10 protein-coding genes are annotated in these 11,715 nt (G+C 69.7%); 7 read left to right on the top strand and 3 right to left on the bottom strand.

The window, feature by feature from the left end; translation table 11 throughout:
• Positions 1–20 precede the first annotated feature (20 nt).
• Both QEZ54_RS11920 and QEZ54_RS11915 read right to left on the bottom strand, forming a co-directional pair.
• Positions 21–2,879, bottom strand: coding sequence for a transglycosylase domain-containing protein (locus tag QEZ54_RS11920; RefSeq protein WP_281304625.1), 2,859 nt, complete (start codon positions 2,877–2,879; stop codon positions 21–23).
• A 1-nt stretch (position 2,880) separates the two neighbouring features.
• On the bottom strand, positions 2,881–3,300 hold the full coding sequence (locus QEZ54_RS11915; protein WP_281304624.1) for a DUF5318 family protein: 420 nt from the start codon (positions 3,298–3,300) through the stop codon (positions 2,881–2,883).
• 268 nt (positions 3,301–3,568) lie between these two features.
• Between QEZ54_RS11915 and QEZ54_RS11910 the strand changes: the two genes are divergently transcribed.
• The 7 genes from QEZ54_RS11910 to QEZ54_RS11880 all read left to right on the top strand — a co-directional run bounded on the left by QEZ54_RS11910 (position 3,569) and on the right by QEZ54_RS11880 (position 10,116).
• A complete protein-coding gene (locus QEZ54_RS11910; protein WP_281304623.1) occupies positions 3,569–4,210 on the top strand; it encodes a PadR family transcriptional regulator in 642 nt (213 codons plus the stop codon).
• A gap of 55 nt (positions 4,211–4,265) precedes the next feature.
• Positions 4,266–5,345 carry an inositol-3-phosphate synthase gene (locus tag QEZ54_RS11905; protein ID WP_281304622.1) on the top strand — a complete coding sequence of 360 codons (1,080 nt, stop codon included), beginning with the start codon at positions 4,266–4,268 and terminating at the stop codon, positions 5,343–5,345.
• A 188-nt stretch (positions 5,346–5,533) separates the two neighbouring features.
• A complete protein-coding gene (locus QEZ54_RS11900; protein ID WP_281304621.1) occupies positions 5,534–5,998 on the top strand; it encodes a DUF6584 family protein in 465 nt (154 codons plus the stop codon).
• Between the two features lie 104 nt (positions 5,999–6,102).
• The gene (locus tag QEZ54_RS11895; protein WP_281304620.1) at positions 6,103–6,600 is read left to right on the top strand and encodes a DUF6584 family protein; all 498 of its coding nucleotides are present in this window, start codon (positions 6,103–6,105) and stop codon (positions 6,598–6,600) included.
• 30 nt (positions 6,601–6,630) lie between these two features.
• On the top strand, positions 6,631–7,134 hold the full coding sequence (locus tag QEZ54_RS11890; RefSeq protein WP_281304619.1) for a hypothetical protein: 504 nt from the start codon (positions 6,631–6,633) through the stop codon (positions 7,132–7,134).
• Between the two features lie 51 nt (positions 7,135–7,185).
• The gene (locus QEZ54_RS11885) at positions 7,186–8,661 is read left to right on the top strand and encodes a flotillin family protein (RefSeq protein ID WP_281304618.1); all 1,476 of its coding nucleotides are present in this window, start codon (positions 7,186–7,188) and stop codon (positions 8,659–8,661) included.
• Positions 8,662–8,772: 111 nt separating this feature from the next.
• The gene (locus QEZ54_RS11880; protein WP_281304617.1) at positions 8,773–10,116 is read left to right on the top strand and encodes an MFS transporter; all 1,344 of its coding nucleotides are present in this window, start codon (positions 8,773–8,775) and stop codon (positions 10,114–10,116) included.
• Between the two features lie 127 nt (positions 10,117–10,243).
• On the opposite strand, the gene QEZ54_RS11875 is transcribed toward QEZ54_RS11880, so the two are convergent.
• Entirely contained in the window at positions 10,244–11,686 is a 1,443-nt protein-coding gene (locus QEZ54_RS11875) for a CCA tRNA nucleotidyltransferase (protein ID WP_281304616.1), read from the bottom strand.
• Positions 11,687–11,715: the final 29 nt, after the last annotated feature.

Here is an 11,715-nt window from a genome sequence, read left to right as displayed (position 1 = left end):
CCCCTCTTCATACCGTCTGATCAGGGTTTACATAGCGGATCAAGACGTCGGCAGGATGGTGACGGGCTGGGCTTGGGATTGCCGCCGCCGTTGCCGCCGGGGTTGCCGGGTGACTGGGACGGGTCCGGGTTCGGGCAGAGCACGCCGAGCTGGCAGCCGTCGCCGGGCATGGTCGGCGGGGCGGTCGGGGTCGGCTCGACGCCGTCGCCCACGTCCACCGAGCCGATGTCGCCGCCGCTGCCGTTGGCCAGCGGCTCGTTCTTCTTGCCCTTGCTCGCGCCGTTCATGAAGCCCTGCCAGATCTGCGCGGGCAGGCCGACACTGGCGATGTTGGTCCGGCCGTCCTTCTGGTAGATCGGCTCGGACGCGCCGCCGACGTTGCCGACCCAGATCGCGGCCGCGATCTGGTCGGTGTAGCCGACCGTCCAGACGTTGGAGTTGGCGCCCTTCTTCTTCACCGACTCCCAGGTACCGGTCTTGGCGGCGGCCTGGCGGCCGTTCTCCAGCGACCGGCCGTACCGGGAGGGCATGTTCTTGAGCACGCCGGTCACCTCGTCGGCGACCTCCGGCCGGATCCGCGGGGTCGGGTTCAGCTTCTCACCGGTGTTCGCCACCTTGACGTACTTGCCGGTCTCCTTGTCCTTCTGCTGGACCTCGATGATGAAGTGCGGCTTGTTGTACGTGCCGTGGTTGGCCAGCGTGGCCACCCCGGTCGCGTGGTCGAACACCGTGATCGGGTACTGCCCGAAGCCGATCTGGTAGTCGAACGAGCCCCGGTCGAGGTCGGCCTTGGGGTCGTTGAGGTGGCGGGCCTTGCCGTCGTTGGTCGACCACATGGTGGTGATGCCGACCCGCTTGGCCACGCTCAGGATCTTGTCGGTGCCGATCTGCTTGGCGATCTTGAAGAACGGGACGTTCAGCGACAGCTCGGTGACGTGCTGCAGGGTGCAGTTCGTCTTGCAGTCGATGTCGTTGGTCTCCCGGCCGGAGTTCTGCACCTTGTAACCGCAGGCGTTGTAGTCCTTGCAGTTCTTGTCGGTGATCGGCGTCGGGTCCCACATCGACTTGATCGAGATGCCGTTCTCGATCGCGGCGGTCAGCGTGTAGATCTTGAACGACGACGCCGGCGGGTGGCCGCCGTCCTCGAACTCGGTCCCCTCGGCGAACTTGCCCGCGTAGTCGATGCCGGTGCCGTTCGCGCCGCCGAAGTAGGCGAGCACCCGGCCGTTGTGCGGGTCGATCGCCACCCCGGCCGCCATGACGTTCTTCGGGTAGCCGTTGATCTTCGTACCGGGCTTCTCGAGCGGCTTGACGATCTCTTCCTTGCAGACCTTCTTCTCGCCCTCGCCGGTGCACTTCTCCTGGCGCTGGAAGTCGCGGTAGAGCTGGGCCTCCATCGCCTTCTGGGCCTGGGCGTCGATCGTCGTGATGATCTTGTAGCCCTTGTTGCGCCAGTCGGTGATGCCCCAGGCTGCCATCTCGCGGTCGAGGTACTTGGCCACCACGAAGCCGGTGCCGGTGCCGGTGATGCCCTGCTCACCCGACTGCGCGGAGTACTTCTTCAGCGTCTTCTCCGGGAAGACCATGGCCGCGCGCTTGCCGGCGTCGAGCTTGCCCATCTCGACCATGTTGTTGAGCACGTAGTTCCAGCGGTCCTTCGCCCCGTCCATGTTGAAGTGGGGGTCGAAGCCCTTGGTGCCGTCGTTCTCGTTCGGCTCCGGCTGCTTGAGCACCGCGCCGAGCACGGCGGCCTCTTCGATCGTCAGCTTGTCGGCGGGCTTGCCGAAGTACGCCTTCGCCGCCGCGCCCACGCCGCTCGAACCGCGGCCGTACCAGACGGTGTTGACGTAGAAGCCGAGGATGTCGGTCTTGGTGTACTTGTCCTCCAGGCGCCGGGCCATGACCGCCTCGCGCAGCTTACGGGCGTAGGTGACCTCGAGGTCCTTGGCCGCCGCGCGCGCGTACTGCTGGGTGATGGTCGAGGCGCCCTGGGTGTCGCCGCCGGTCAGGTTGTTCCAGGCGGCACGGGCGATACCCCACAGGTCGATGCCGTGGTGGTTGAAGAAGTTCTTGTCCTCGCCCGCGATCAGCGCGACCCGCACCTCCTCGCTGAGCGTGGCCATCGGCACGATCTCGCGGTTCTCGCCGCCCAGCTTGGCGATCTGCGTCTTGCCGTCGCTGGCGTAGACGAAGGTGTTCTGGTTCTCGCTGAAGGCCGAGGGCTCGGGCACCGACGAGTAGAAGTAGGTGCCGGCGATCAGGCCGCCGCCCGCGAGCAGGATGAACACGGCGACCGAGGACAGGATGATGCTCAGCCGCTTGCGCTTGGGCTTCTTCTTGGCGCCGCTCTCGGCGCCCTTCTTGGCCTTCCCGCCGGGCCGGACCGAGCCGCCGGGGCGGTCCTCCTCGGGCACGGACGGGGGGCGCACGGATGCGCGGCCCGCCACGCTCGGCACGCTGGCGCGGCCCGCGGCACCCGGGACGGCGGCGCTGCCGACGCTGGCGCGGCCCGCCGCGCTGGGCACACTGGCGCGGCCGGCGGCGCCGGGGCTGACCGGCGCCTGGCCGTAGCCGCCGCCCTGCTGGCCGTAGCCCTGGTCCTGGCCGTAACCCTGGTCCTGGCCGTAGCCGCCGCCCTGGTCGTAGCCCTGCTGGCCGTATCCGCCCTGCTGTCCGTAGCCGCCCTGGTCGTACGACTGCTGCTGACCGTATCCGGCAGCGTGACCGGAATCACCCTGCTGGCCGTCGGAGTAGTCGTAGCCGTAGTCGTCGGATGGCACCGAAGCGCGGCCCGAGTTCGACGCAGGCCGCTGGTACGACGGACGGTTGTACTCGTCGTCGTACCCGTTGCCGGCGTTGGGGTCGCCGTACGAAGTCATGTCACACCGTTCCGGTCGGGGATGTGGCGGCGCTGGCGCCAGCCTCGGACAGCGGGGGAGCCGTCCTGTGTGCTCGGCCTAGAAGGTACTGCTCGACCAGGTGGTTCCAGTTGCAGCCGCGGCAGACCTCGACCACGTAGACCTGGAACTCACCCAGCGTGCTGGCCAGTGCCGCCAGTTCGGCGCGCGAACGTGCCTGGCCGGCGGCGTGCTTGAGCTGATCGCCGTAGATGTAGTGCACGTTGAGCACGTACTCCCGACGGCAGATGGGACACCGCTGCTCGGTGGCCTCACCGTGGAAGCGGGCCGCGCTCTTGAGATAGGGCGAGGCGTCACAGACCTCTGACATGCCCACCCGTCCCGCGTACACCTCCCGCAGCAGCGCTCGCCGCTGGAGGGAATAGTCAACGAACCCATCCATACGGGGGCGACTCCCCGTAGGCGCCCCGCTTCGGGGCACAGAGATCCGTTGCTGCGCGCGCATGAAAAGCAGGGTAACTCGTCGTGGCGGCAGCCGCGACGCCCGTCACAGAGCGTGACGAACGACGCGCCCTGCGCAGACACGGTGATCACGGGCACCCCCGTGTTGCCTAGACCCGTCGCTCCGTTCTAACGTAGCGATGTATCGCCGCGATACATCGCTGAGCCGACATACGCGTGGACAACGCACGAGGAGGGGGTGGTCGACCTTGCTCGACCTTGCCATCCTCGGCCTGCTGCAGGAGTCGCCGATGCACGGGTATGAGCTGCGCAAGCAGCTCAGCACCAAGCTCGGCACCATCCGGGCGGCGATCAGCTACGGCTCCCTCTACCCCACACTGCGGCGGTTGCAAACCGCGGGCTGGATCACCGAGGCGGGGGAGACCCCCGCTGACGACGCCGGCGTGCCACCGCTGACCAGTCGCCGGGGGCGGGTGGTCTACAAGATCACAGCCGAGGGCAAGGAACGGTTCCAGGACCTGCTGGCGCAGGTGGGGCCGGAGGCGTACGAGGATGCCGCCTTCGGGGTCCACTTCGCGTTCTTCTCCCGGACCGACGTCGACATCCGTCTGCGCATCCTCGAAGGCCGCCGCCGCAAGGTGGAGGAGCGCCGCGAAGGCTTCCGCGAAGTCCTCGCCCGCGCCTCCGAGCGGCTCGACGCCTACACCCTGGAGCTGCAGCGCCACGGCTTCGACGCGGCGGACCGCGAGGTCCGCTGGCTGGAGGAGCTGATCTCGAACGAGCGCTCCGGGCGCTCGCCCCAGGCGCGCGGCACCGCCGGTCCCGCACCGGCCGCAGACCCCGCAAGACCGCTCACGGCCCGACCGGGCCCTGACGACTCCGCCGAGTGAGTTGGGCGGCCGGCCGACCGGTCGGACGTCCGAAGAGAAGAAGGAGGCAGGAGCTATGGGCTCCGTCCGCGTTGCCATCGTCGGCGTCGGTAACTGCGCCTCGTCCCTGGTCCAGGGCGTGGAGTACTACCGCGACGCCGACCCCAACGAGCGTGTACCCGGCCTGATGCACGTCGACTTCGGCGGCTACCACGTCCGCGACGTGGAGTTCGTCGCCGCCTTCGACGTGGACGCCAAGAAGGTCGGCCGCGACCTGGCCGAGGCCATCGTCGCCAGCGAGAACAACACCATCAAGCTGTGCGACGTGCCGCCGACCGGCGTCACCGTCCAGCGCGGCCCGACCTTCGACGGCCTGGGCCAGTACTACCGCGAGATGGTCGAGGAGTCCGACGACGCCCCGGTCGACGTGGCCAAGGCGCTCAAGGACGCCAAGGTCGACGTGGTCGTGGCCTACCTGCCGGTCGGCTCCGAGGACGCGGACAAGTTCTACGCCCAGGCCGCGATCGACGCGGGCTGCGCCTTCGTGAACGCGCTGCCCGTCTTCATCGCCTCCGACCCGGTGTGGGCCAAGAAGTTCGAGGACGCCGGGCTGCCGATCGTCGGTGACGACATCAAGAGCCAGGTCGGCGCCACCATCGTGCACCGCGCGCTGGCCAAGCTGTTCGAGGACCGCGGCGTCGAGCTGCTGCGCACCTACCAGCTGAACTTCGGCGGCAACATGGACTTCATGAACATGCTGGAGCGCAAGCGCCTGGTCTCGAAGAAGATCTCGAAGACCCAGTCGGTGACCTCGCAGATCCCGCATGAGATGACCAAGGGCGACGTGCACATCGGGCCGTCGGACCACGTGCCGTGGCTGGACGACCGCAAGTGGGCCTACATCCGCCTGGAGGGCCGCTCCTTCGGCGACACCCCGCTGAACGCCGAGCTCAAGCTCGAGGTGTGGGACTCGCCGAACTCGGCCGGCGTCATCATCGACGCGGTACGCGCCGCGAAGATCGCGCTGGACCGCAAGATCGGTGGCCCGATCCTGTCCGCTTCGAGCTACTTCATGAAGTCGCCGCCGGTGCAGTACAGCGACCACGACGCCCACGAGGCCGTCGAGGGCTTCATCAAGGGCACTGTAAATCGTTGATTTCGTAACCCTCGCATGAAGATGTGAGCGGGATAACTCACTCAACCGTCGATGGCCTATCTGCTGCAGAAATCGACCTCGGTCGATGGGCAGATAGGCCATCATCTGTGCTGACAGGGCTTTGGCGTTCCAGTTCTGGGCATGCTCAGCGTATGGACCCGATGCCCCAGAGTATGCATAGTGAAGCTATGGGTAAGTCAGATCTCATGGACCGGGTGGCCACGGACCTAACCAAGGGCCATACCTACCCGGCGATCCAGCGCATGCACAGCCTGGTCGCCGTGCACCCCACCGACCTCGATCTCCGGCGAAGACTCGCGGCGATCTACCGGGCCACCGGCAACGCCGTCGAAGCCGGCCGCTGGTCCTACCTCGACGACTCCGCCGACCCGGCCGAGATCGCCGCCTTCGAGTCCCGGTACCCGCTGCACCGCCGCCTCGACGCGCTGCGCTGGCCCGCCGGAGCCAAGGCCCCCACCGACATCTCCCGGGTACGGCTCGCCCCTCTGCAAGCAGCGGCTGTAGCGACCCCGACGCACGCCGCACCGCCCGGTCTTCGGCGGTTGACGACCGCTGCGGCGGTGACAGCCCTGGTCGCGCTGGCTCTGCTCGCCGTCATCGGCGTCCAGACCGTGCTGGAGTGGTTGTTCTGACAGGACGGGGCTGCTGCCGCATGAGGCCGGCCCCCTCATTTTCTGTGACCCGGCCGTTATAAATGCCTCTGGCGTGAGCGGCACCAGTCCATAAGGATCAGGGCGTGGCAAAGGCGGACGTACTCGCCCGGGTGCGCGCCGATCTCGCGGCCGGGCATACCCATGTGGCTGTTCAGCGCCTTCGGACGCTGCTCGCGGTGCTGCCCAACGATCTGGAGGTCCGCGCGCTGCTGACCTCTGTCTATCGGCAGACCGGCAATCCCGTCGAGGCGGGCCGCTGGGGCTTCCTGACCGAAGAGGTCCGCGAGTCGGAACTGTCCGCGTACGCCAAGGCCAATCCGGATCCGTGGCAGCGGCTGCGCCTGCTGCACTTCGACGGCGATCCCGTCGGTCTGTCCGATGCGGCCGCGCAGCGCCTCGTGCAGCTGGCCGACGAGGCCGAGAAGTCCGGCCCGCCCAGCCGCTGGGTCGGCTCCTACCGCGCCCCCGGCAAGAGCCGCGGCGTGGCCCTCCCGTGCCTCTTCACCACCATCGTCCTCTTCCTCGCCCTAGCCCTCGCCGGCATCGGCGCCTGGAAGGTAATGGAATACCTGCTCGCCTGACCGTTTGCAGGTGGGGGCTACCTTCTGGGCGTGGGTATCGCGACGCTGATCTTCCTGGTCATCGGGGCCGTGGGCATCGTCCTGGCCGCGGTCGCCATCCTCGGTGGCGATCTGCTCGATCTCGGTGACGGGTTCGTCTCGACTGAGCTCGTGGCCTCGTTCGTCGGCGGGTTCGGCTTCGCCGCCGCGATCCTCAACGAGCTGGTCGGCGGTGATGTCGGTCTGGTCGCGGTGCTCGCGCTGGGCCTGGTCGCGGCGATTCCGCTCGCCGTGCTGACCGGCCTGCTTGCCAACCGGCTCGGCGACATGCCCACCGACGCCACACCCACCCGGGCCGACCTGGTCGGCAGCCGGGGCGTCGTGGTCACGCCGGTGCCCGCGGGCGGCTACGGCGAGGTGCGCGTCCGCATCGGCGGCCAGCCCGTGAAGCTCGGCGCCCGCGCCGACCAGCCCGTACCGCTGGGCATGAAGGTCCTCGTGGTCGAGGCCCTGAGTGACACCAGCGTGTACGTTCGTGAGCTCCCTGAGCAGTAGCTCCCCGCGGCGGCACCCCTCACGTCCGCCGCCCTGTTCCGAAGGAAGGCAATGTCACCCCTCTACATCGCGATCGGCGGCGCCGTACTGCTGCTGCTCCTGATCGTCCTGTTCGTGCTGTCACGGATAAAGGTGGCCGGACCCAACGAGGCGTTCATCGTCACCGGCCGCAAGGGCCGGACCACCGAGACCGCCGACGGCGCCCGCTCCACCGACCTGTCCGGCCAGAAGGTCGTCATGGGCGCCTCGGTGTTCGTGCTGCCGGTCGTGCAGAAGCTCCAGGTGCTCGACCTGTCCAGCCGCCGCATCCACGTCGAGATCACCGGCGCGGTCAGCAAGCAGGGCATCCGCGCCAACCTCCAGGGCGTCGCGATCGTGAAGGTCGGCGGCACCGAGGACGCCATCCGCGCCGCCGCCCAGCGCTTCCTGCACCAGCAGTCCGAGATCGAGGAGTTCACCCGCGAGGTGCTCGCCGGTGCGCTGCGCTCCATCGTCGGCCGCCTCACCATCGAGGAGATCATCCGGGACCGCGCGGCGTTCGCCAGCGCGGTGGCCGAGGAGGCCGAGCACTCGATGACCAACCAGGGTCTGGTGCTCGACACGTTCCAGCTGCAGGACATCCTCGCCGAGGGGTCGTACCTGCAGGATCTGGGCCGGCCGGAGGCCGCCCGGGTGCTCAAGGACGCCGCCATCGCCGAGGCGCTGGCCCGCCAGCAGGCCGAGCAGGCGCGGCTGCTGTCCGAGGAGTCGATCGCCGAGGCGCAGCGGAACCTGGCCCTGAAGCAGGCCGCGATCCAGGCCGAGATCGACGCGGCCAAGGCCGTCTCCGCCGCCGCCGGTCCGCTGGCCGACGCCGAGCGCCAGCAGGTGATCCTCGCCGAGCAGCGCAAGGTGGCCGAGCAGAACGCCGAGCTCAAGCAGCGCCAGCTCGACACCGAGGTGCGCAAGCCCGCCGACGCGGCGCGGTATAAGGTCGAGCAGGAGGCCGAGGCCGACCGCAACGCCCGGGTGCTCGCCGCCGACGCGGCCCGCCAGGCGACCATCGCCGCCGCGCAGGCCAACGCCGAGCAGGCGCGCCTCACCGGTGAGGGCGAGCGGGCGCGGCGTGCCGCGCTGGCCGAGGCCAACGCCATCGAAGGTGCCAAGGAGGGTGAGGCGGAGCAGCGCCGCCGGTCGGCCATCGCGGAGGCGGTCGAGCGGGAAGGTGCCGCCAACGCCGCGGCGATCCTGGCCACGGGCCAGTCCGAGGCCGAGGCGATGCGCCTCAAGGCCGAGGCGTTCGCCCAGTACAACGAGGCGGCCGTGCTCGACCTGCTGGTCAAGGTGCTGCCGCAGGTGGTCGCTGCGGCGGCCGCGCCGATGGGCGCCATCGACAAGATGACCGTGATCTCCACCGACGGCGCGAGCTCGCTGACCAAGTCCGTCGCCACGAACGTGGCGCAGGGCCTGCAGCTGGGCACGGACCTGACCGGGATCGACCTGCCGGCGCTGCTGGCCAAGGTCACCGGCGCGGCCCGCGAGAGCTGATCGGGCGACCGGGCCGGCGTCTCCCGCTGCGGGCGGGGGCGCCGGCCCCGTTCATGCCAGCGGGTTGTTGCGTTCACGTACGACCGCCCGAAGGCACGTAGGGTGGGTGACGTGCCGCACCCCGTGATCCCGAACACCACCGACAGCACCCCGCCGGTCGTGTCATCGCGCGCGATCCTGGCCGGCGGGCCGTTCCGGCGGCTGCTGGCGATCCGGCTGACCAGCCAACTCGCCGACGGGTGGTTCCAGGCGGGCCTGGGCGGGGCGCTGCTGTTCAACCCCGAGAAGCAGAGCAGCCCGGTCGCCATCGCGGCCGGTTTCGCGATCCTGCTGCTGCCGTACTCGGTGCTCGGTCCTTATGTCGGCGTGCTGCTGGACCGCTGGGACCGGCGGGCGTCGCTCTCGTTCGCGAACATCGCCCGCGCGGTGATGGTCCTGCCGTGCGCGGCGCTGCTCTGGTCCGGGCTGCAGGGGGTCGGCTTCGCGGTCTCCGCCCTCATCGTCATCGCGATCAACCGGTTCTTCCTGGCCGGGCTGTCCGCCTCGCTGCCGCACGTGGTCGAGGACAGCAGGCTGGTCCCCGCCAACGCGCTCGCCTCGACGCTGGGCACGATCTGCTACTCCATCGGGCTGTTCAGCTCGGCGGTGGTGATCGGCCTGCACGTGGTCGACGGCGACCGCCACGGGTACGGCCTGATCTGCGCCTCCGCCGCCGTCGGCTACCTGCTGTCGGGGCTGCTGGCGCGCGGGCTGTTCCGGCGCGACGAGCTCGGCCCGCTGGCCGGGGAGCGGCACACCGGCAGCCTGGTGCAGGCGCTGGGCGAGGTGTTCCGGGGCATGGTCGAGGGGGCGCGGCACCTGGCCGGCCGCCGCAAGGCGGCGCGGGTGATGCTGCTGCAGGCGGGGTACCGGTACCTGTACGGCATCCTGACCCTGGCCACGCTCCTGCTGTACAGCCGCTACTTCGGCAACAGCACGGACCGGTCCGGGCAGTCGCTGCTGTCGCTGGGCCTGGTGGTGATCCTGGGCGCGGCCGGGGTGGCGCTGGCCGCGGTGCTCACGCCGCTGGCGGTGCGCTGGTGGGACGCGCGGCGCTGGCTGATCGCGGTGGTCGCCGGGGTGGGCGTGGTGGTGCTCGCGTTCGGCCTGCCGTTCCGCCAGACGCCGCTGCTGGTCGCTGTCTTCCTGATCAACGTCGCCGCGCAGAGCATCAAGATCATCGTGGACGCGACGCTGCAGCACGAGTGCGACGACGCCTACCGCGGCCGCATCTTCAGCGTCAACGACACCCTGTTCAACCTGCTCTGGGTCGGCGGCCTGTTCACCGCCGCCCTCGCCCTGCCGGGCAACGGCAGGTCGGTCGTCGGCCTGGTTGCCACCGCCCTGGCCTTCATGCTGCTCGCGGCCTGGTTCGCCACCGCCTCCCGGCGCCCGGACCAGCCGACCCCCGCTTGATCATTCAAGTTGCCGAGCAATCGGGCATTCGAGGTGCCCTCCAGTGCCCGTTTGCCCGCAACTTGAATGATCTTGCCCGCCGGCCCACGCCGCGGTAAGCGGGCGGGGCGGGTCGATGAAGTCAGGCTTAGGGGATGAGGCCTTCGGATCGGGCCCAGCGCTGGAGTTCGGCCTCGGCCTCGTCGCGGTCGAGGGGGCCGCGCTCCAGGCGCAGCTCCTTCAGGTGCTTCCAGGCGCGGCCGACGATCGGGCCCGGCGGGACGCCGAGCAGCTCCATGATCGCGTTGCCGTCCAGGTCGGGGCGGACCCGGGCCAGGTCCTCGGCCTCCTGCAGCTGCGCGATCCGCTGCTCCAGCGCGTCGTAGTCGGCGGCCAGCTGGGCGGCCTTGCGCTTGTTGCGGGTGGTGCAGTCGGAGCGGGTGAGCTTGTGCAGGCGGCTGAGCTGCTCGGCGGCGTCGGTGACATACCGGCGGACCGCCGAGTCGGTCCACTCGCCCCGGCCGTACCCGTAGAAGCGAAGGTGCAGCGCCACGAGCTGGACGACCGGGGTGATGACGTCCTTGGGGAACTTCATCAGCTTGAGGCGGGACTTCGCGAGACGCGCGCCGACCATCTCGTGGTGGTGGAAGCTCACGCCGCCGTCGGCGCCGACCGCCTTGGTGGCGGGCTTGCCGATGTCGTGCAGCAGCGCGGCCAGGCGCAGCACCAGGTCGGGGCCGCCGTCGGCGGTGTCGAAGCCGACCGCGTTGGCGACCACCTTGAGCGTGTGCTCGTAGACGTCCTTGTGCTGGGCGTGCTCGTCGATCTCCAGCTTCAGCCCGGCCAGCTCCGGGAGGAACTGGTCGGCCAGGCCGGTGTCGACCAGCAGCCGCAGGCCGGTGACCGGGTCGGCGCCGAGCATCAGCTTGCTGAACTCGTCCCGGATGCGCTCGGCGGTGATCCGCTGCAGGTCGGCTGACATCCGCTCCATCGCCTCGACCACCGACGGCTCGACGTCGAAGCGCAGCTGGGCGGCGAACCGGGCGGCCCGCAGCATGCGCAGGGGGTCGTCGCCGAACGACTGCTGCGGCGTGCCGGGGGTACGGATCACCCGCGCCGCCAGGTCGCGCAGCCCGCCGAACGGGTCGGCGAACTCGTGCCCCGGCAGGCTGACCGCCATCGCGTTGACGGTGAAGTCGCGGCGCACCAGGTCGTCGTGCAGGCTCGTGCCGTACTGCACCTGCGGGTTGCGGCTGACGCCGTCGTACGACTCCGCGCGGTACGTGGTGATCTCCAGGCGCAGGCCGGAGCGCTGGGCGCCGATGGTGCCGAACTCGCGCCCGGTCTCCCAGGTCGCCTCGGCCCAGCCCTTGACGAGGCGCAGCGTCTCGTCCGGGTGCGCGTCGGTGCAGAAGTCGAGGTCGTCGCCGAGCCGCCCGAGCAGGGCGTCACGGACCGAACCGCCCACGAGGTGCAGTTCGTGACCGGCCTTGGCGAACCGGCGGCCCAGTTCGTCGGCGACGAGGGAGACGCGCAACAGCTCGGTGACGGCGTTGCGCTGGGCTTCGGAGAGCGGAGTGGAGGGCGACATCGATCATCCAGCCTACTTGGCGGGCTGCT

The organism is Catellatospora sp. KI3 (assembly GCF_029948125.1).
Classification (GTDB): domain Bacteria; phylum Actinomycetota; class Actinomycetes; order Mycobacteriales; family Micromonosporaceae; genus Catellatospora.
This window is presented reverse-complemented; position numbering and strand designations above follow the sequence as displayed.